This is a genomic window from Pedobacter sp. W3I1 (assembly GCF_030816015.1).
GTDB lineage: Bacteria > Bacteroidota > Bacteroidia > Sphingobacteriales > Sphingobacteriaceae > Pedobacter.
Window position 1 is genome coordinate 2,244,029 of sequence record NZ_JAUSXN010000001.1, and the last position, 23,793, is coordinate 2,267,821.

The following is a 23,793-nucleotide window of genomic DNA, read 5'->3' on the forward strand; positions in this document are numbered from 1 at the left end:
CACTAAATTATGTTCAAAGGGTCTGCATATCTGCCATTCATTTTATTTATTTATGTACTTTTTTGCACTGGGAATGCTGCCGCACAGCAGAAACCTCAGCAGCCTGAGTTGCGTTTCACCTCGCTGACGTCTAAAAATGGATTATCATCGAATAATGTAACCGTAATTTTCAAAGACAGGTATGGGTTAATGTGGTTTGGTACCGAGGACGGATTAAATAAATTTGATGGCACTAACTTTACAACATACAAGCACCAGGCAAACGATTCAACGAGCATTCAGGCAAACGAGGTAAAGGCCATTCACGAAGATAGGCGGGGAAATCTTTGGTTTGGTACCAGTGGAGGTTCACTTGCACTTTTCAATAGAAGAAAAAATTCTTTCATCAATTATCCGGCTTCAAACACCCCAACAGGATTCAGTCACAACCTGATTAGGTATATCACCAGTGATTACCTGGGCAAAATTTGGGTGGCTACCTTTGCCGGGCTCGATGTATTTGATCCGGATACCAAACAGGTTTCAAAGTTTCCAATTGCTGCAGCTCAGTATGGTAAACTTCCGCCAACAATCATAAACATCATGCTGGAAGACAGTAAACACAGAATGTGGGTAGGCACGGAAGACGGATTATTTCTTTTTAACCGAAAAACTTCTTCTTTCGTCAGAATTGGATCTGCGAAAGATGAACCGGTGCGCCTGGCAGGAAATATGGTGAAGTCTTTAGCTGAAGATGATAACGGCAATATCTGGATCGGTACAACCTCAGGCTTGAGTATGCTTAAGTCGGATGGTATGGGTTTTGAGCATTATAAGCATATTCCGGGAAATCCCAACTCACTGAGCAACAATACTGTTCAAAGTATAGCCCTCTCAAAAAATGGTCAGTTATGGCTCGGCACAGAAGATGGTCTTAATGTTTTTGACCTTCGTACTAAAAAAGTAACGGTATACAAGCCAAATCCCAGAAACTCTTACAGCCTGCGGGGAACCAGTGTAAAATATGTGTATATTGATAAGCAGGGGATATATTGGCTGGGCTTATACCGCGAGGGGATTAATAAGTTTGATAGTAACCTCAACCTTTTCAATCTGATCCGAAGTAATGTTTTCGATGTATATGGTTTAAATGCACCGGTGGTAACTTCATTTGCAAATAAAGACAACACGAATATATACGTAGCTACCGAAGGCGGCGGATTGAGTATCTTCAACAGAAATACGGCCTTGTTCCGCAGAGTGGACCTGGGGAAACTTGGTTTACAATCACCGGTTACGCTGATGTCTCTATTTGCCAGTTCAGCTAAAAAACTCTATGTGGGTACCTTTGGCTACGGCCTGATCGTACTGGATTCAACTTTGACAAAAGCGACATCCTTTAGAAAAACAAATCAGGACTTCGGCCTCAATTCAGATGAAATTTTTTGCACAACCCAGGATAAAAACGGCCTGATCTGGATTGGTACCAATGGAGGTGGGATCAATGTGATGGATTCAAACCACAAGGTTATTTTTAGGTATAAAAGCAAAGGTCACTCACCCATAGATCGCAAATTTCCGCTTAATAATTATATACGTTTTATCAAAGAAGATCGGTTCGCAAATATATGGGTAGGTTCCCATGGTTCGGGAGTGGCCATGATTAATGCTGATAAAACCATAATTAAACATTATAACGAGTTTAATTCCGGCCTCAGGGGTGATGTTGCGCAGGCTTTTCTTGAGGATTCCAAAGGGCGAATTTGGGTTGGAACGGCAGGAGGGGGGTTGAATTTGTTTGATCAAAAGTCAAATAAATTCGTAAATTTTACCGAACGGGATGGTCTGGCAAGTGCCGTTATAGATGCTATTGTGGAAGATGATAATCATAATCTTTGGTTAAGTACCAGCAAAGGAATTAGCCGTTTTGACCCGAAAACCCAAAAATTTAGCAACTATGGCATCTACAATGGGGTTCAGAATAATAGCTTTATAAGGGGAGCAGTTCTGAAATGTAAAGACGGTGAAATATTTTTTGGTGGAGCAGAAGGGATGAATTATTTCAATCCTGCCGGATTTAGAAAAAATAAAAATGTTCCCTCAGTGCTTTTTACCGAGCTAAAGATTTCTAATAATGTAATCGAGGCTAGCGAGGACGGACCGATAACCGACCATATTTCTATTGCAAAAAAAATTGACCTGGATTATAAACAAAATTTTTCACTGAGTTTTGTCAGTGTAAACTACACTGCGCCTGAACAAAACCGTTATAGTTATAAACTCGAAGGTTTTAATAAAGAATGGATCGATGCGGGTACAGCTAAAACCGTTTCCTATACCAATCTCGATCCCGGAGAATACATTTTCCATGTCAGGGCGAGTAACAATGATGGTGTCTGGAACACGACTGAATCTTCGATAAAAATAATTGTCCATCCACCATGGTGGAGAACCATATATGCTTATGCTTTTTACCTGCTCGCTATTGCCGGTACTTTGCTTTATATTCGTCACCGGGGCATCAAAAACCTGGAGAGAAAGTTTGCGCTGGTTCAGGAGAAAACAAAAATCGAGCAGCAGATTTTACAGGACAGAAAAGAGGCAGAGCGGCTGCATGAACTGGATTCACTAAAAATTAAATTTCTCACCAACCTCAGCCATGAGTTTCGTACGCCGCTTTCACTAATCCTGGGGCCAGTTGAGAAGCTCCTTTCTCAGGAGAGGGGAGATGCTAAAAACGCTTCTCTCAAAATAGTGAAGCGAAATGCCCGCCGCTTGCTTAACCTGGTCAACCAAATTCTGGATTTTCGTAAAATTGAAGAGAATGAGCTCAAGATAAATAATACGAAAGGGGAGCTGGTCTCTTTTATTGCTGATGTAATAGAATCTTTCAACGATTTAAGCGAACGTAAATCTATACGGCTTTCTTTTCAAACTCAGTTTGATAGCTATCCGACTGAGTTTGACCATGACAAACTGGAACGTGTTTTGTTTAACCTGCTCTCTAATGCATTTAAATTTACACCATCTGGCGGTAATATCACCGTTGAATTGAAAAAAAATCAGCGCGATGAACCGGGAGAAGCTGTTTTGATCACCGTTAGTGATACCGGGATTGGCATTAGCGAGCAAGAACAGCAGAAAGTATTTGAAAGGTTTTTTCAGGCAGATACCGAAGTTTCCATCCTCAACCAGGGAAGTGGGATCGGACTGTCCATCATCAAAGAATTTGTCAAAATCCAGGGAGGCACTATTGATTTACAAAGCGAAATCGGAAAGGGCACACGTTTCATGATTGCCCTGCCATTGCCTCTACAGGATCATATAGAAAAGCTTAATCTGGATTTTTCCAGTCCGGAGACACCATTCATCCTTCAGGAGGAATCTTCAGATAAAGCAGTGAGCGAAACAGATGCAGAGATCCATACCATTCTGCTGGTAGAAGATAATCAGGACCTCAGGGAATACCTTAGAGATAATTTGAAGTCCAATTACCGCATTGTCGAGGCCGCTGACGGTAAGGAGGGTTGGCAAAAAACACTGGCAAACCATCCTGAACTCATCGTCAGCGATATTAGTATGCCAAACATGACAGGTATTGAACTGTGCAAAAAAATAAAAGAAGATAAACGGACAAAACACATTCCGGTCATTCTACTGACCGCGCTCACTGGCGAACAGGAACAATTAACGGGTCTGGAAATCGGGGCTAATGACTACCTGACCAAGCCGTTTAATATGGATATTCTCAATATTAAAATCAAAAACCTTTTGGTGCTAAACCGGACCCTGAAGAATACTTATACCAAACAGATAAAGATGGAGGCAGCAGAAATTGTTGTTGAATCGCACAGTGACAAGTTACTTAAGAATATTCTTAAGTACATCGAAGATAACATCAATAATCCACAATTGTCTGTTGAGGATTTAAGTAGAAATGTAGGAATGAGCCGGGGTTCGCTCTACCACAAAGTGCTGGAATTAACAGGACTTTCACCGGTTGAGTATATACGCTCGGTAAAGCTCGATAAAGCCGCTGGCTTACTAATTAAAAGTGATTTGAACATTTCCCAGATTGCCTATCTGGTTGGCTTTGCAACACCAAACTATTTTGCCAAATCCTTTAAGTTAAAATTCGGGATGCAACCTTCAGAATATTTAAATCAGTATCGTAAGCCAGATCATCCTGCTAGTGTAGAACATTAAGTAAAATTAGCTTCTCTGCAATCGATTGTTCTGGCCTAAGAAAAACGTTTTAGTAAATGTATTGTCCTGGTAATCAATGCGTTTATTTGTTTTTATTTAAATTAAGCAATTGATTGTCAGTTAGTTGTGTTTATGGAACATTTATAGCTGATTTATGAACAAATATTCTAACCCCCGGCTTTGTTTTCGAGCTATGTTTGGATTGTAACCAAATAAACTCTTAAACAATGACTAATCATTTGATCAACTTCTATGAGGAAGGCCCATGCAATCTTGCCCTGGTAAATGGGAAGAACCTGCACACAATTCTATATCCATACGAACCCAATGCCCCGGCTTCCTTATTTTTAAAATCCATTAAGCGATGTCTAACTAACCTCGCTATAGTAGCTAATAAAAGTTATGGCTTGCTATATAACATTAGGAAATAAGGCTTTTTGGGAAGCGTCCTCAACCAGCGAAGATTTTAGCATATTCCCGTTTTTATAAACCTCTTCCCTTTTTACCGAAGTATAACTGATCAACCTGAACTTCTTCACCGCAAGAATTGTGCGCTTGCTTTAGTTAATTCATTGGGGTGGTGATTTAGAAAACCGGGAGCATTCCATCAGCACTCATTTTTCAAGAGGTGATGAATTCACGGATTCCGGATTTTATTTCAGCCTGGTGCAGGCTGATCAAATAAAAAACGATGGGCATAAAATTACCTGGACCGGAAATGCCGGTTATAAAAATATTTACCCTAAAACGCAATCAGATGAAACCTCCTACCTAGACTTGAAAAGCTGCAATTGAGCCTGCAGATCAGCATCATTTTTTTTAAAAAAACTAACCAGATAACAATCAAATTTATGACTAAAAAAATACTGCTCAATATCCATTCTGCCTGCGCGGTAAATGGAACTCGAAATTGTCAAATCATAAGCTCTTAATTGAATATAACTAATGGAACAATACAAGAAATGGTGTAGTAAGCATTGTCATATAAAATTTTTGATACGACAATCGCTACTTAAAACCTGCTTTTCGATGATTCTCCTGCTGTTGCTGGTGAACTCGGCCAGTGCACAAGAGAAAAGAACTGTAAGGGGAACTGTGTTTGATGATCAAAAGCAGCCCCTGATTGGTGCGACCCTTACCGTGAAAGGAACAGGAGCAAAAGCAATTACTTCAGCGGAGGGAAAATTTTCGATTGAAGTACCCATAGGAAGGGCAACTTTGGTCGTCGCATTTGTTGGGATGATGACCAAAGAGGTGAATATAACTGATCAAAGTAATGTGATTATCTCGATGAGTGATGACCGCACTGCTTTGGATGAGGTAATTATTGTAGGCTATGGCCAACAAAAGAAGGCAAGTGTTGTAGGAGCCATCTCACAAACTTCGGGCAAGGTGCTTGAACGTACAGGTGGGGTAACCAACCTGGGCATGGCCCTAACGGGAAATCTTCCAGGGGTAGTTACCACAGCCTCATCGGGTATGCCTGGTGGGGAAGATCCACAAATTTTAATCCGTGGGCAAAGTTCCTGGAACAACAGCTCGCCACTAATTTTGGTGGACGGGATTGAACGCTCGATAAGTTCTATTGATATTTCCTCAGTTGAAAGCGTTTCTGTTTTAAAAGATGCCTCTGCTACAGCGGTATATGGCGTGAGGGGTGCAAACGGCGTAATCCTGGTGACTACAAAACGTGGGGTTGAAGGCCGGGCGCAGGTTCAGGTCAGATCGAACCTGACGGCTAAAGTGGCTTCAAGACTTCCTGAAAAATATGATTCCTATGATGCCCTGATGATTAAGAATAACATTATTGAACGGGAATCAATAGTTGATCAAAATGTTTGGTCTGGTTATACACCTAAGTCGATCATCAACAAATACCGTAACCCGGCTAATCTTGAAGAATGGGACCGTTATCCAAACGTTAACTGGGAAGAAGAACTTTTCAAGGATAAAGCGATGTCTTACAATACCGCGGCAAACGTTTCGGGTGGTTCAAAGTTTGTGACTTATTTTGCAGGGCTGGATTTAACCAGGGAAGGCGATTTATTTAAAACCTTTCCCAATCAGCGGGGTTACACGTCAAATTTTGGGTATAACCGTACCAATGTAAGAAGTAACCTGGATTTCAACCTGACCAAAACCACGAAATTCTCAACCAAACTTTTCGGGTCAAACGGTGTTCGCCAGGTACCTTATGGTATGGCTGACGGGGATCAGTCTTTCTGGTCTTCTGCCTATAGAACTGCTCCCGATTCCTTTCGGCCCATTTATTCAGATGGTACCTATGGGTTTTTTCCAACCGCAACTCAGGATCAGCCAAATGCTGCATTCTGGCTGGCCTATTCGGGGGTAGAAAAAAGGACCAGTACACAGTTGACTACTGATTTTATTCTGCAACAAAGATTAGATATGGTTACAAAGGGACTAAGTTTTAGAGGAAGTCTCTCTTTAGATAATACATTTCTGGAAAGAATCCGTGGTATAAATGACCAATTTAATGCTGCGCAGCGAAAATATATTAGTTCCAATACGGGTATCACTTCATTTGAGCAGCAAAGAAACACAGGTACCCAATTTGATTTTACTGATGCGATAGCCTGGTCAATTGCGCCCGGGGAAGTAGATAAAAATGCCACTTACCGCAATACCAATTATCAGTTCCAGGTCAATTACGACCGAAAGTTTGGAGATCATGATGTAACAGCGATGGGGCTTATGCAGCGTCAGAGAACTGCAAGAGGTGGTTCTTTTCCGACTTTTCGGGAAGACTGGGTATTCAGGACAACTTATAATTACAGGTCTAAATATTTCTTTGAGGCAAACGGTGCTTACAATGGATCTGAACAGTTTGGTCCCGATTACCGTTTTGCATTCTTTCCTTCGGTGTCTGCAGGCTGGCTGATCAGTAATGAGAAATTTATGAAAAGCCTGAAATTTGTTGATTTATTAAAAGTCAGAGCTTCCTGGGGAAGAATCGGGGATGATGCACTTGGTGGTCCAAGGTGGCCCTTCCGTGACTCTTATCAATATGGTGGCAATACACCGATGGGTTCGCCCGCCGTGGCCACGCCATACACCATCTACAGGATCGGTACCATGGGCAATGCAAACCTATCCTGGGAGACCGTTGAAAAACGTAATCTGGGTATAGAGTACAGTTTCTTAAAAGGAGCGATTTCCGGAAGTGTGGATATTTTTAAAGATAAAAGAAGCGACATCATGATCGGCGGCAGTTCGAGGGCTATACCATCTTATTATGGTTTTGGCAGCACAGCGCCAAGGGCGAATCTTGGACAGGTAACCGCTCAGGGCTACGAAGTGGAGTTAAAATTAAACCACGCTTTCAATAGGGATATCCGTGTATGGGCAAATCTTGCGATGACCCATGCGACCAATCTGACCAATTTCAGGGATGATCCTGAATTGACGCCAAGTTATCAGAAACAGGCTGGTTATCCCATTGGTCAAACCAGGTCTTTTTTAAACGATGGATTCTTATCGAGCTGGGATGATATTTATGGAAGCACGGTACGATTGTCAAATAATCAGAATAAACTGCCAGGTGATTATAATATCATCGATTTTAATGCAGATGGAATTATAGACGATAAGGACCGGGCACCGTATGGCTATACCTCGAACCCTCAGAACACCTACAATGCCAGCATTGGTTTTGAATGGAAAAAACTTAGTCTTTTTGTTCAGTTCTATGGGGTAAATAATGTAACCAGAGAGATTGAGTTTCCAAACTTTCAAGGGAAAAGTAACGTCGTATTTGTGGAAAAACCATACTGGTATCTGCAGAATGGCGGTGGTGAGGTACCTCCACCGCGCTGGAGCGTTTTAGACGCCTTTGGTGGCAGCGGAACACGCTATTACTATGATGCATCCTATATCCGGTTAAAGAACGCGGAACTTGGCTACACCTTATCCGGAAATTACATAAGCAAACTTGGCTTAAAAAGCTGCAGGGTTTATGTAAATGGCAACAACCTTTTATTATGGACAAAAATGCCGGACGACCGGGAATCCAACTTTAGTGGCGGTTCAGGCGGCGGTGCTTATCCTACAGTGAGACGTTTCAACCTTGGTCTTGATATCACTTTATAAAATAATTTGAAGATGAAAAATCTCTTTAAGCATACCGTATTGCCCCTTATTATATTATCGGGCATTCTTGCATCAAGTTCGTGCAAAAAATATTTAGACAGGTCTCCGCTTGCTGACATTCAGGAAACCGATCCCTACAAAAATTTCAGAAATTTTCAGGGCTTTACGGAAGAACTTTACAATTGCATTCCCTTGCTTAGCCTGGTTGAAGCACATAACAGCTTCAATTTAGGTGAAGAAGAATTCTGGGAGGTAGGGGAAACCCGCTTACTTTCCTACCAGATCGATCAGGGAAATTACATGGGCTGGACGAATACGTTTTATAATTTTCTGGGTACTGGTGGAAATCCAGCAGACGGAACCGGAACAGATGCCAACAGAACGAAGGGAAAACTATGGGGACTCTCCTGGTATGCCATCCGTAAAGCAAATGTAGGCCTGGCTAACCTGGATAAACTCACTGATGCTACTCAGGAAGAAAAAGACATGATCGCAGGACAACTCTATTTTTTTAGAGGTTATTTTCATTTCGTACTGATGGAATACTGGGGAGGCTTGCCCTATGTTGATCAGGTACTGCCCAGCGACCAGGTTATTCAGTTACCCCGCTTAAGCTATCAGGCTACCGCGGATAAAGTGGCTGCAGATTTGCAACGTGCCTCGGCATTATTGCCGGTGGACTGGGACCAGACGGTAGTCGGCAAACAGACTGCCGGAAATAACAATACCCGCATCAACAAAATAATGGCACTTGGATTTCTTGGCAAAAACTATCTGTGGGCAGGCAGCCCGCTGATGAACAGGGAATCTACAGGAAATAGTGCCTATAACACTGAGTATTGTAAAAAAGCAGCCGATGCGCTGGCATCAGCACTTCAGATCACGGAGTCAACAGGCCGCTATGAGCTGGCACCGTTTTCACAGTACCGCGATTTGTTCTATACCTACAATCAGAATGGCAAAATACCAGGGCTTAAAGAATCCATCTTTCTTGAAAACCTTGCAAACGCTGCGGGAAGATGGAGGTGGAATCAGGTAAACGATTATCGTCCGCTGGTCATCCATCAAACGGGTATTAAGGTTTATCCGACAGCAAATTACGCAGATTATTACGGTATGGCGAACGGTTTACCCATCACCGATCCTGAACAGAAGGATTCAGAAAGCGGATATGATCCGGAATATCCATGGAAAAACAGGGATCCCCGCTTTTACAATGACATCATGATTGATGGTGAAAAATGTGTACTTACCGCTCAAAGTGTCGGTAACAACGAGTATCGCCAGTATGCAAGTCTTTTCAGTAACGGACTTTTCAGGACGGCCGACGGAAACAAAAAGGTTTGGACAGGCTACCTGAATTCCAAATTTGTCTCCAAATTGATGAACGAATATGATGGCTACAGAGAGAACAACACTTTTGTCTTAAGTCTGATGCGCCTTGCAGATGTGTATCTTCTTTATGCAGAAGCTGCGGCAAATGGATATGGCTCCCCTCAAGGTAAAGGCAGTGGTTATGGACTTTCTGCGGTAGATGCCGTTAATAAAATACGCAACCGGGCTGGGGTATCTAATGTAGCAACCAAATTTTTGGCCTCAAATACCTTGTTTTTAAGTGAACTTAGAAGGGAAAGGGCAGTTGAATTAGCATTCGAGGGCCACCGCTTCAATGATTTAAGGAGATGGTTGTTATTAACCGAACGTCCTTATACACTAAAAAAAGCAGTGGAATTCGACCGTGCCCTTACCAATGCACAGGTTTACGCGGATCCCAAAAATGCCAGGGTAAGAAATTTCAGGGAAACAGTACTCTTTGAGCGACAATTAGGTCAACGTCATTACTGGTTACCCTTCCGTGTAGAGGATGTGAATATGTATAAGGATTTCAAGCAGAACCCAGGTTGGTAATCAAATAATTCAACAGAAATGAATAGAAAAAATATAGTGACCTGTTGCCTTTGTTTAGTCGCTTTCCTATTAAGGATCACTCAAACAGCTGCACAGGAGCAAAAAGACAGTGTCGTTAAAGTGCCGTTTCGTAAAGTTTCCGCACCACTCCCTAACGATAGTTTAGTAAGAACAGCATTCCGAACGGTTGCCCGGGAGGATTTGCTTGGCGGAGTTTCTTCGGTGAACATCGCAGCGCTTTTGAAAAAAAGTTATGGCAGCAGAAGTCTCGATAATTTACAGAGTTTCGTAGGTGGCTACAACGGGAATATATGGGGGCAAGCGCCACTAATTCTTGTAGATGGAATCCCCAGGAATGCTGCAGACGTCAGGTTGGTTGAAGTACAGTCTATAACGGTGTTAAAAAGTGCCAGTGCTGTGATGCTCTACGGAAGCACAGCCGCTAAAGGTGCTATTTTAATCACAACCAATAGGGGAAGCGTGAAACCTTTGAGTATTAATGTCCGTGCAAATACCGGCATTTTTGTGCCTAAGGCTTATCCCAAATACCTGAACGGAGCAGACTACATGACCCTGTATAATGAGGCACTGACCAATGATGGAATAGCAACTTCGGGAGCTGGATTCACTCAGCAGCAAATCGACAACACAAGGGCTGGAACAAATCCCTACCGGTACCCTGATGTGGATTTCTTTAGTTCGGACTATCTTAAAAATGCTTACTCAAAGTCTGATCTGACCACTGAGGTTTCAGGAGGGAATGAGTTTGCACGGTATTACACCAATATTGGTCTGAGCTATAATAATAGTCTCATAAAATATGGTGAGCAGCAAAAAAACAGTGACTTTGGTTTCAACGTAAGGGGTAATGTGGACATGAACATTACAAAATGGCTGACCGCCTCGGCTGATGCGGTAGCAATATCTTCTAATAATTACGCAGGAAGAGGAGACTTTTGGGGAGCAAGTTCTACGATTGCCCCAACCTTTAACAGGTTCTCTCCATTGATCCCAATAGACAGGCTTGATCCAAGCAACCCAGCCTTACAGACTTTTGTGAAGAATAGTAACCACATCATTGACGGAAAATTCCTGCTTGGCGGGCAGAGTACAAATCCCACCAACGTATTTTCTGATATGCTGGCCGCGGGATACATCCGCACAAAATCGAGTACTTTTCTCTATAATGTGGGCTTAAAGGCCGACCTGGCATCTTTGGTACAAGGACTTTCCTTTACTACAGCAACCAGTATGGATTATGCTTCATTATATTCTGAAGCTTATAACCTGCCTTACGCAACTTACCGCCCAACATGGTCTACGGTAAATGGTCAGGATGTCATCACTGCGCTTGAAAAATTCGGTGAGGATAAGAATTCTACAAATGAATATGTAGGCAGGTCAACTTATACGCAAACAATGTCATTCCGATCCCAGTTTGATTATGCCAGGATTTTTGCAAATCACCATTCGGTAACCGCTACAGTACTTGGATGGTGGTATAAAACACAGTTCTCCAGTGATATTGATAATCAGGGAGGAAGTGATTATCAACCTGTTTTAAACACAAACCTTGGATTCCAGGCCGGTTATAATTTCAAAAGAAAGTATTATCTGGATTTTACAGGTGCTTTAGTTCATTCTGCTAAACTGCCACCTGGAAAACGAAATGCGCTATCGCCTTCAGTTTCTGTTGGATGGAGAATCAGTAATGAGCGCTTTTTTAAAGAGAACGTTTCCTTTGTGGATGATCTGAAATTTAATGCTTCTTATGCCTCGGTGAACCAGGATCTGGATGTAACCGGCTATAGGGCCAATAATGTGAATGAGCCTGTTGATTATTATTTGTATCAGGGCTATTACAGCAATACTGCTGCCCTTGGAGGATATTATCAATGGCGGGATGGGGTTGCAGGTGGAAGGACTACACTTTCCGGACAATCGGAAAATCTTGATCTTACCTTTATTAAACGCAATGAATGGAGGGTGGGCTTAGATGCATCGTTTTTCAAAAACCTCCTTACCCTTGATCTGAATTATTTCTCTCAAAATACAAACGGACTTCTGGCACGTGGTGTAACCATTTATCCTTCTTATTTCTCCGGATCAGGTGATTTTCGTCCCTGGATTAATTTTAATGAAGATAAACGCAAGGGTCTGGATTTCTCGCTCAATCTGAATAAGCATATCGGAGCAGTGCAGTACTCACTGGGTGTATCGGGCATGTTGTATAATAGTAAGGCGATGAAACGGGATGAGATTGTAGATCAGGCTTATCTGGCCAGAGCAGGAAGACCTCTCGATGCGTATTATGGCTATTTGAGTGAAGGGTTCTTTCAAAGTCAGGCAGATATAGATGCACATGCCAAACAAACTTTCGGCGTGGTGAAACCCGGAGACCTGAAATATAAAGATCTTAACGGGGATGGACTCATCGATGGCAGGGACCAGCAGGACCTGGGCCACACTGGCTGGGCTGCCTCACCTTTCACCTATGGATTAAACCTGACGGTGAAATACAAAAACTTCACCCTTTTTGCTTTAGGCTCCGGTAGTGGAGGTGCTGTTGGCTTCAAGAACAGTTCTTATTACTGGGTAGGGGGAAGCGGTAAATATTCTGAGGTGGTTTTAGACCGCTGGACAGAGGCTACAAAACTTACTGCAAGTTATCCCCGGTTAACTACAAACAGCAATAATAATTTTCGTAATTCCACTTTTTGGTTATATAAAACTAACCGGTTTGATCTCAACAGGGTTCAGTTGACCTACGATTTCGATCAGAAGTTTTTAAAAGATTCTTTTGTTCATGGCCTTAGTTTATACGTTCAGGGTGATAATCTTTTGGTGATTTCAAATGAACGAAAACTAATGGAAACTAATATTGGTACCGCACCACAGACCCGTTTTTTCAACCTGGGTGCCAGGGCTTCTTTTTAATGGAATTAAAGCAATAATGTTATGAAATTAAGAATATTTATTATCGGATTAGTTGCCCTTGCGCTTGCCGGGTGCAAGAAAATTCTTGAACCGGAACCGGAAAACCTTAAAACTATTGAGCAAATGTACACCGATGCCAATTTTGCGCAGGGTTTTTTGATTAACGCTTATCGTACCATCCCGGCCTATTATGATAACTCGGATTTTGCCACTGATGATGCGGTCACCAATCAGCTCACCCATCCCTACCTGCAGTTGGCCAGTGGTTCATGGACCGCTGCCAGCAATCCGGCCTCTGTATGGAACCAGTCTTATGAGGCGATGCAGTACATCAATCTTTTCCTCGCCAATTCGGCTAAGGTAAGCTGGGCTGTAGACCCCGAAAGTTCGAAGCTTTTCAATATCCGCATGAGAGGGGAAGCTTTTGGTTTAAGAGGCCTTTATCTTTATTTTCAGTTACGAAACCATGGTGGTATTGCCTCCAATGGTCAACTGACAGGGGTGCCGATCATTACCCAATATCAGAACGCAACGAGCGAATTCAATTTGCCAAGGGCCAGTTTTGATGCCTGCGTAAAGCAAATCTATAAAGACCTGGACAGTGCTGAGGCTTATCTTCCTGTTGAATATAACGATGTATCTTCGGCCGCGCAAATTCCTGCCAGGTTTCGCAGTGTTACCCAGAATGCAGAGACTTATAACCGTGTAATGGGGCAGTATGCCCGTCAGCTTTTCAACGGGTTGATCGCCAAATCTTTCCGCACAAGAACCGCTTTGCTGGCGGCAAGTCCTGCTTTTAAAAATGCATCCAATTCCCTCACCTGGGCAGATGCTGCAGATTATGCCGCACAGATCATCGATTATAAGGGTGGCGCAAATAGTCTTCCGCAAAATGGCGGAACTTATTATGCCAATACAGCCGAAGTTGATGGGTTAGGCGGGGGAAATAATCCATCCGAGGTGATCTGGAGAGAAAATATAGTAACCAATGATGGTACCCAGGAAGGACAGCACTTCCCGCCTTCACTATTTGGAAACGGACTAATGAATCCCACGCAAAATTTAGTGGATGCTTTTCCTATGGCCAACGGTTATCCGATTGATCATCCTAACGCAAATTATCTGTCCGCTAATCCTTATGTAGGAAGAGATCCGAGGTTTGGGAAGTATATCTTTTTTAACGGAAGTACTGCAGGCGTTTCCAATACGGTAATCCGGACAGGAAGTGGTTCTGGTTCTGATGATGGGGTGAATGTTAGGGCCACTTCAACAAGGACAGGTTACTATATGAAAAAACGTTTGAGAATGGATGTTAACCGAAATCCGATTTCAATCAGCGGAAAAACCCATTATAATCCCAGGATACGTTACACTGAAATGTATCTTGCTTATGCAGAAGCCGCAAATGAAGCCTGGGGACCAACAGGACTGGGTACCCATACTTATTCGGCTTATGATATCATCAAAAATATCCGTAAAAGAGCATTTGGTTTTTCAAGCGACCCATACCTGGAGGAGTGTAAATCTGATGTGGGTAAGATGCGCGAACTGATTAGAAATGAACGACGCCTGGAACTCTGCTTTGAAAGTTTTCGTTTCTGGGATCTACGCCGCTGGAAAGTGGATTTAACCAAATTAAATGAGACTGCAAGAGGAATGGATGTTAATGGTAACGTTTTTACCCCTTTGAGTGTTGAACCGCGTGCCTTTCAGAGTTATATGTATTATGGTCCCATCCCTAATTCGGAAGTGTTGAAATATAGTCAGTTAATTCAAAATCAGGGCTGGAAATAATAAGAAATTGAAATTAAATAAATGATAAGCATGAAAATTAATCATATCTGTCTGGGTTTGGCAGCGGCTATTGGCCTGCTCTCATCATGTAAAAATGATGATCTTGCTTTTCCTGATTATGCCTATAAGGCTGTCTATTTTGCCAATCAATATCCGCTGCGAACAGTCGTGCTGGGCGAAGATTTGCTGGTGGATAATACATTGGATAATGAGCACAAAGTTTCCATCAAGGCTACCCTTGGAGGTGTTAATGAGAATAAAGAAAAAGTAACCATTGGTGTGAAAGTAGATGAAAGTTTGTTGGATGGCCTTAACTTTACTAATGGAGGCAGTGAAGTGCTTGCTTTGCCTTCGGCGTATTATAAACTGGGTTCCAGCCAGATTTTCATTGAGCCTGGGAGCGTCCTTGGCGGTGTTGATGTTCAATTAACAGACGCTTTCTTTGCCGATCCTAAATCGCTCACCAGAAACTATGTTATTCCGCTTGTGATGACCAGTGTTAACGGAGCGGATTCCATATTGAAAGGTATGCCTGCAGTGAACAGCCCATCACGGTTTGTTGCCGCAAACTGGATCACACGTCCAAAAGATTATGTGCTATATGCCGTTAAGTACGTAAACCCCTGGCAAGGAAATTACCTGAGAAAGGGAGTGGATCAGATTACGCAGTCAAACGGAGCGGTGAGTACGGTAGCCCGGAGGACTGAAAATGTGGAAAGCAATCAGGTGGTCAGTATATCAACCACTTCGCTCAAGGTTGCAACCTTGCCATTAACCATTAAAAACAGTAGCGGAAACAATGTCAATTTTAGCCTGGTTTTAAACTTTGCCGATGGTAACAATTGTACCATTGCAGCCAACTCAACCGATTTTGATATCTCCGGATCCGGAAAGTTTGTTTCTAAAGGTGAAAAAAATAGTATCGGAGGAACTGAACGCAGTGCAATATACCTGGACTACACTGTTAATTTTAAAAACCTGAGTGTGAAATATGCGACAAAAGATACGCTCATTGTTAGAGAGAGGGGAATCAAAGCGGAGTATTTTGATGTGGTGAAAAATTAGAAGCCACAGCCTAAATGATGACCGATTAATTACGGAATGTTAGCCTGAGGATTAATTTATAGCATAAAAATCAATATAGGTCACTTGAGAAATTAACGGTATGGCTTTCCTGAGGAATCCGTCATTGCGAGAAGGCTTTTTCAGCCGACAGTCTGCCCCGATTTTCGGGGAAGCAATCTTTATAGCAAAAATCGCTGGTATGAAAGATTGCTTCGTCGTTCCTCCTCGCAATGACGACATTTCAAACTTGACAAAATTTAGAGAAACTTGTTTTATGATACAGCCTTTTTGATGGATTCAAATTCACCCTAACTATGAAAAACCTTGTATTTTATCTGTGTGCTGTGCTTTTAAATGGATTGTTTTGTTTTACAGCCTATAGCCAAATCGCAACAAATCCTATCATCGCTGCTGATGTACCCGATCCGTCGATTATCCGGGTAGGAAAAGACTATTACATGAGCAGTACGACCATGCATATGAGCCCTGGTCTTCCTATTATGAAGTCCACTGATCTGGTAAACTGGAAGATTGTGACTTATGTTTATGATACCCTGGCAAATACCGACCAGCTTAATTTAAATAATGGCAAAAATGACTACGGGAGAGGATCCTGGGCCAGTAGTTTACGCTACCATAAAGGTCGGTTTTATGTGAGTACTTTTTCCGGCACAACCAACAAAACGTACATATATTCTACTACAGACATTGAAAAAGGGCCGTGGAAAAAGTCTGCCTTCAGCCCTGCACTTCATGATCACTCCCTGTTTTTTGAAAAAGACCGGGTATTTATGGTTTATGGGGCAGGCAAAATTATGCTTGCTGAGTTAAATGCTGATTTTTCCGGAATAAAAACAGGTACAAGCCCCAAAGTATTGATAGAAAACGCTACCCAGGTTGCCGGTGGTAATCCCGGTTTGCCTGCTGAAGGTTCCCAGCTTTTCAAGGTAAAGGGTAAATATTATCTTTTCAATATTGCCTGGCCCGGAAACAGTATGCGTACAGTAATTATTCATAAATCCGACAGGTTATCGGGTCCCTATACCGGAAGAATCGGTCTTCAGGATAAAGGTGTGGCACAGGGTGGACTGATCAGTACCCTAAAAGGTCAATGGTTTTCCTACCTGTTTCGTGATTATGGAGCAGTTGGTAGAATTCCTTATTTACTTCCCGTTAAATGGGAGCAGGGCTGGCCGGTTATAGGCCTGAATGGAAAAGCCCCTGACAGGCTTCCTCTGGATAAAAACCTGAGCCTGATTCCCGGTATCGTGGATTCTGACAGCTTCGAGGGCACGGGTGAAGGAAGCGGTCTTAAAAAGGTCTGGCAATGGAATCATAATCCGGATCATTCCAACTGGTCGCTCTCCAGAAGAAAGGGGTATCTGGTGATACAAACCTCCAGGATTGATAGCTCGGTGCTTTGGGCCAGAAATACCCTTACCCAAAGAACGGTAGCGCCGGCAAGTTCAGCCGAAACCAGCATAGACCTGGAAAATATGAAAATAGGGGATTGCGCCGGAATGTTACTGCTTCAGAAAAAGTACGGCTGGATTGGAGTTAAATCCTCAAAAGAAGGCCTCTTCATCGTGGTTACTACGGTCAACGATAATCAGCCTGTGGAAAGCGTCAAAATTCCGCTAAAACAGCAGAAAATTTATTTGAAGCTAAGCTGTGATTTTACGGATCGACGGGACCTGGCTTCCTTCGCTTACAGCCTGGATGGTAAATCGTGGAATACGGTTGGTGAAAAATTAAAAATGTCCTACACCTTACCACATTTTATGGGGTACCGTTTCGGTCTTTTTAATTTCGCCACACAGCAAATTGGTGGCCATGCTGACTTTGATTATTTCAACATCAAAATTAACTAAGCCGGGCGCTGATAGTATAAAGCAAGAATTTACTCTTAAGGAGCCTGAAAGGAATTTGCATGCTAATAAGCAATATTGAACATTAATTGCAGCATTATATTCAAATGGCAAGTTAAAGCTCAGTGCTGTTGGATAGTTTTGGACATTGATAAATGTAGTAGCTTAAAGCTAAATAGCTTCCTGCGTGTTTATATCCTCTATAATAGAAATGCTGTAAAATACGGGTTTAAGAGATAAGACAAAAAAATATCCAACCTAACAATATGAAAACAAAATTTATTTTATGCTGCCTCGCCTGGCTACTGGTTTTCAGTTTTTCGGTTACCGGCAAGGTTACCTTACCACAGTTAGTATCCAGCCACATGGTGCTCCAGCGGGAAACTTCCCTGACGATATGGGGATGGGCAGCGGCAAAAGAAAAAATAACCATTAGTTTTAACGGAAAAACTTATCAGGCTACCACAGATGAACAAGGCTCATGGTCAGTGAAAATGAGCAAGATGAAAGCTGGTGGGCCTTTTAAAATGATTGTTAAAGGTGAAAATACGATTACCCTTGATGATATTCTGTTGGGAGATGTGTGGTTTTGTTCAGGGCAATCCAATATGGCCCTGCCAATGGAGCGGTTAAAAGAAGCTTATCCGCAGGTGATTGAAAAGGATCATTTTCCTTTGATAAGAAACTTTTTTGTTCCAACCAAAGCAGACCTGTCTGGAGAATCCATTGATCTTCCTCCGGGAAAATGGGTTCCCGCCACCGGTGCGGGTATCTTAAGTTTTGGGGGAACAAGTTATTTTTTTGCAAAAACGCTCTTCCAAAAATATAACATTCCGATAGGTATCATCAATTCAAGCGTTGGGGGTACCCCGATTGAGGCCTGGATGAGTCGTGATGCATTTTTTACGAATCCCGCGCAGCTGAAAAAAATAGACAATTTCAGGGATTCCACATTTATGGCCAATTATCAAAAAAATCTTAAAGAGAAGAACTTAATCAGGCCAACAGCACCAACCCCCATAATTGATGAAGGGCTTTCGGGCCCGGTAAAATGGATAGATCCTGATTTTAATGCCAGCGGCTGGCGAAAATTCTGGATGCCGGGCTACTGGGCTGATCAGGGAGTCCGGAATTTTAACGGGATTTTTTATTTTAGGAAAGAATTACAAATCCCCGCAGAAATGAGCGGACAGCAGGCTAAGCTTTATCTGGGCCGCATCATAGATGCAGATTCAGTGTTCCTCAACGGTAAATTTATCGGCAACACCACCTATCAATATCCTCCCCGTAGATATGTTATTCCTGCAGGCTTATTGAAAACAGGAAAAAACATTCTTATTGTGAAAGTGGTAAGCAGCAGCGGTAAAGGAGGCTTTGTGCCAGATAAAAACTATTCCTTGCTAACTCCAGCAAAAAAAATAGACTTACGTGGCGAATGGAGTTTCGAAGTAGGCTATGCACAGCCAAGGCAAAACCAGGGCTTTCGTGGTGAAGCCGAAATGCCCTTGGTTGCGCAGAATGAGCCAACCGGATTATTCAATACCATGGTTTCGCCAGCTGTCCGGTTTGCGATTAAAGGTTTTCTTTGGTACCAGGGTGAATCGAATACCGGGAATGCAAAAGCATATGGGCAGCTGTTACCGGCGCTTATAAAAGACTGGCGCGGTAAATGGAAGCAGGGAGATTTGCCGTTTATCTATGCGCAGTTGCCTAATTTTATGGAAGCCAGCTATTTGCCCGAAGAAAGTAGTTGGGCGCAGTTCAGGCAAAGCCAGCTGCAGACACTTTCAGTACCCAATACAGGGATGGCTGTAACCATTGATACCGGTGAATGGAATGATATTCATCCGCTAAATAAAAAAGACGTCGGTGAACGTTTGGCACTTTGGGCTTCACATTTGGCTTACCAGGATCAAAAGATTATTTATTCGGGACCTATTTATAAATCAAACCATGCAAACGGATCTGAACTGACTATAAATTTTGACCATAGTACGCCTGGGCTGATGATTAAAGGATCTGATAAACTTACCGGTTTCGCCCTTGCGGGTGAGGATAAAGTTTTTTATTGGGCCCAGGCCAGGATAGTGGGAGATACCGTTGTGCTCTCGAGCCCCTTGGTCGTAAAGCCTGCCTTTGTCCGTTATGCATGGGCTGATAATCCCGATCGGGCTAATTTATACAACAAGGCTGATTTACCGGCTTCCCCTTTTGAAGCGGAAGTTAATTAATCGCGATGGTTTAAAGCTTTGGAATATTTCCTTATTTTCTTTGTTTAGATATTTTTTCATTTGAGTAGCGTACGGTAATTGCAATTAAAAAATTCAACCGATTGCATAATGTGGATTTGCCGATTTTTTACATAGTTAAATCCTCTTATAAGTCAATCTTATACATCTTTTCTGAGCTAATTTGTAGGCGTAAATTTATTTTTTAATCAAATGTATAAAGCAGTTATTTTTTGTTTAAATGCGCTTTTTTAAGTATTTAAATGCACTTTTTGGTTTCCTTTTTGGATTTTTAAACTCAAGGATTTTTATTCTTTTTACCCCACGGTTTGTGGTTAATTGGCTCTTTTCTACAGCTAATTTTTTTTGTCCTGCAAGGGCTGTTGATCATTATTGATTTGAACATTTATTCTATTAATATGCACAATCAAATCATGACCTGTTTATCAATGTAAATATCTTTATCCCAGAATAAATTGAATTGGGCTTGCAGGTTACAGTCAGTTAATTTTTGGTGAGTGTGATTTAAATATCCGCTTGCTGATTTTCCGGTTAACACAGCAAGTCTTTTCCAATTTATTTTTAACCATTATAAACCATTTTTTATGAGAAGTGAAATTTTACAATCTTCTGTAACATCGCGCTTGAAATTTTTCAGGTGCCTGCCTACGGTTATACTGTTAACGGCGCTGATATTTTCAGCTTTTATTGCACAAGCACAAACTGTGGTAAAAGGTAAAGTTGTTGATGAACAAGGTAAGGCAATGCCCGGTGTAGGTGTCCTTTTAAAAGGAACCAATACAAGTACCTCATCCCAGGATAATGGAAGTTTTTCTATTACCACCACTGGAGCAAACCCGGTTTTGATATTTTCTTACGTTGGTTATACTAACAAAGAAATTCCGGTGAAAGATCAGAGCACCATAAATGTAACCCTTCAACCAAGCGCCGCAGAACTTGGCCAGGTGGTGGTTGTTGGTTACGGTACCCAGCGCAAAGAGGCTGTAACGGGTTCTGTAGCATCCATTTCGGGAGAAAAAATTCGTGAGGTGCCGGCACCTAACATCGCTCAGGCCATTCAAGGCAGGTTAGCGGGGGTTAACATTTCCCAAACCTCAACCAAACCGGGTGCTACTATGCAAATCCTCATCCGCGGGCAGCGATCGCTTTCGGCAAGTAATGAGCCGCTTGTGGTATTGGATGGCATTCCATTTCCCGGCTCAATTGGTGACATTAACCCCAATGATATTAAAAGTATCGATATCTTGAAGGACGCATCAGCAACTGCGATTTATGGCTCAAGGGGTGCCAATGGCGTAATCCTGTTGACCACCAACAGGGGGCAGGTTGGTGCACCGGCAAAAATTTCATACAATTCATATACAGGTTTGCAAACTTTGTTTGCAAAATATCCCATGATGAACGGACCGGAATTCATTGCGCTGAGAAAAGCATCAGGACTCTACACAACCCTTGGTGTTGATGAATCCAATGATGTGAATACAGACTGGCAGGATTTGTTTTATAATAAAAATGCTATTGTAACCAGTCATGATTTGGGCGTAACCGGAGGTTCAGCAACTAGTAACTATAGTTTTGGTGGTGGTTATTATAAAAACCAGAGTTTAATTCCCACCCAGCAGTATACCAGGTATTCGATGAAAGCATCGCTCGATCAGCAAATCGGGAAACTTTTCCGCGTTGGATTTACCACTAATAACAATTACAATATAAGTGAAGGCAATCAGGTTGGTATTTATGGCAACCTGAGTAATACCCCTATTTCAAACCCGTATAATGCTGATGGAAGTTTAAAACGTACCATCAGAATGCCGCAGGATGAAGCTTATATTTTTACCAATGGTAAAGTGAAGGAATTACATGACCAATGGCTGAATGAAACCCGGGGCTTTGCCACCTATAATTCATTTTATGGTGAGGTTAAAATTCCCGGAGTGGAAGGGCTGAAATACCGTGCGAACCTTGGTCTGGATTTTATCCAAAGCAATAATGGTTATTTCACCGGTGTTGGGGTGGGCAGCACTACAGCCACTACACCCTCAACGGCTGGGGTAGGTAACTCGCAAACCTATCACTGGACGCTGGAGAATTTAATTACCTATGACCGCAGTTTTGGAAAACATAGTATCAATGCCGTTGCTTTATATTCTGCAGAACAAAATAAATTTAATTCTTCTTCCATGACTGCCAGAGATATCCCTTCTGATGCTTTCCAGTTTTATAATCTTGGACAGGCAAATGGTGAGATAACAATTGGCAACGGTAACTATACCTTGACCGGGCTGGTTTCCTACATGGGAAGGATTATGTATTCTTATGATAACAGGTTCTTACTGAGTGCAACACTTCGCTCGGATGCATCTTCGCGTTTGGCGCCTGGACATAAGTGGCATACCTACCCGGCAGTATCTGTGGGATGGAACCTGATGAATGAATCTTTCATGAAAGACATCACCGTAATTGATAAATTAAAAATCCGTGTAGGTTACGGTCAGACTTCCAATCAGGCGGTTAATCCATATCAAACACTGGGTGTGTTGAGCTCACGTCCATATAATTTTGGTGATAATACTTATGCAACTGGTTATTACGTATCCCAGCTTCCAAGCCCGGGTTTGGGATGGGAATATTCTGAGACCTGGAACTATGGTTTAGATTTTTCAATCCTGAAAAACCGCATCTCTGGTACTTTTGAATATTATGATACCAAAACCAAAGATATTTTACTTAATGTTGCGCTACCTTCAACAGCCGGTGTAGGAAGCTACACTGCCAATATTGGCCAAACCCAGAACAAAGGTTGGGAATTGAGCCTTAATGGTGTCATTCTTGAAAATCAGGGGGGCTGGACCTGGGATTTAGGATTCAATATTTCTGCAAACAGAAATAAACTTACAGCATTGGCTTCCGGACAGACCCGTGATGAAGGAAATGCCTGGTTTGTAGGACATAACATCAATGCGATTTATGATTACGAAAAAGTTGGTTTATGGCAGGCAGGTGATCCTTATCTGAATGTTTTAGAACCAGGTGGAAACGTGGGTATGATCAAAGTTAAATATACCGGAGATTACGGTGCAAATGGAGTACCAACAAGGGCTATAGGAGCAGCAGACAGACAAATCATTGATGTGGATCCAAAGTTTACCGGTGGATTTAACACCCGGGTTGCCTATAAAGGTTTTGATTTAGGTGTTGTTGGATTATTCAAGGATGGTGGAGTTTTGCTAAGTACACTTTACGGCTCCTCAGGATATTTGAATTTATTGAACGGACGAAGAAATAACGTGAAGGTAGATTACTGGACACCTGAGAATACGGGTGCAAAATACCCTAAACCAGGAGGTATCGCCAGTGGAGACAATGCAAAATATGGCAGTACGCTGGGTTATTTTGATGCCTCATTCGTTAAGATCAGAACAATTACACTTGGCTACGATTTTAACAGGGACTTAATTAAAAACTCCAATGTTAGGTTGAGAATGTACTTTACGGTACAGAATCCCTTTGTATTGTTTTCACCTTACCACAGAGAGTCCGGAATGGATCCTGAGACGAACTCTTATGGGGATGAAAACCAGGCCGTTAATAATGTCTATCCAAGACGCATCTTAACCATCAGCACCAACACACCTTCAACACGTAATTATGTTGCAGGTCTTAATTTAACATTTTAG

General features: G+C 42.2%; 9 protein-coding genes. All 9 read left to right on the forward strand.

Annotation, left to right across the window (positions count from 1 at the left end):
* Positions 1-9: 9 nt before the first annotated feature.
* The 9 genes from QF042_RS09490 (at position 10) to QF042_RS09530 (ending at position 23,793) form a co-directional block, all read left to right on the forward strand.
* Entirely contained in the window at positions 10-4,185 is a 4,176-nt protein-coding gene (locus QF042_RS09490) for a two-component regulator propeller domain-containing protein (RefSeq protein ID WP_307527625.1), read from the forward strand.
* 1,029 nt (positions 4,186-5,214) lie between these two features.
* Positions 5,215-8,295 (forward strand): SusC/RagA family TonB-linked outer membrane protein, encoded by a 3,081-nt coding sequence (locus QF042_RS09495; RefSeq protein ID WP_307527627.1) that lies wholly within the window; start codon positions 5,215-5,217, stop codon positions 8,293-8,295.
* 12 nt (positions 8,296-8,307) lie between these two features.
* Positions 8,308-10,203, forward strand: a complete 1,896-nt coding sequence (locus QF042_RS09500; protein WP_307527629.1) for a RagB/SusD family nutrient uptake outer membrane protein — start codon at positions 8,308-8,310, stop codon at positions 10,201-10,203.
* A gap of 18 nt (positions 10,204-10,221) precedes the next feature.
* Positions 10,222-13,140, forward strand: coding sequence for a SusC/RagA family TonB-linked outer membrane protein (locus tag QF042_RS09505; RefSeq protein WP_307527631.1), 2,919 nt, complete (start codon positions 10,222-10,224; stop codon positions 13,138-13,140).
* Positions 13,141-13,161: 21 nt separating this feature from the next.
* Complete coding sequence (locus tag QF042_RS09510) at positions 13,162-14,934, forward strand: RagB/SusD family nutrient uptake outer membrane protein (protein ID WP_307527633.1); 1,773 nt, start codon at positions 13,162-13,164, stop codon at positions 14,932-14,934.
* Between the two features lie 30 nt (positions 14,935-14,964).
* Positions 14,965-15,999, forward strand: a complete 1,035-nt coding sequence (locus QF042_RS09515) for a DUF5627 domain-containing protein (protein WP_307527636.1) — start codon at positions 14,965-14,967, stop codon at positions 15,997-15,999.
* 314 nt (positions 16,000-16,313) lie between these two features.
* Complete coding sequence (locus QF042_RS09520; RefSeq protein WP_307527638.1) at positions 16,314-17,870, forward strand: glycoside hydrolase 43 family protein; 1,557 nt, start codon at positions 16,314-16,316, stop codon at positions 17,868-17,870.
* Positions 17,871-18,133: 263 nt separating this feature from the next.
* Positions 18,134-20,098 carry a sialate O-acetylesterase gene (locus QF042_RS09525; protein WP_307527640.1) on the forward strand — a complete coding sequence of 655 codons (1,965 nt, stop codon included), beginning with the start codon at positions 18,134-18,136 and terminating at the stop codon, positions 20,096-20,098.
* Positions 20,099-20,700: 602 nt separating this feature from the next.
* Entirely contained in the window at positions 20,701-23,793 is a 3,093-nt protein-coding gene (locus tag QF042_RS09530; protein WP_307527641.1) for a TonB-dependent receptor, read from the forward strand.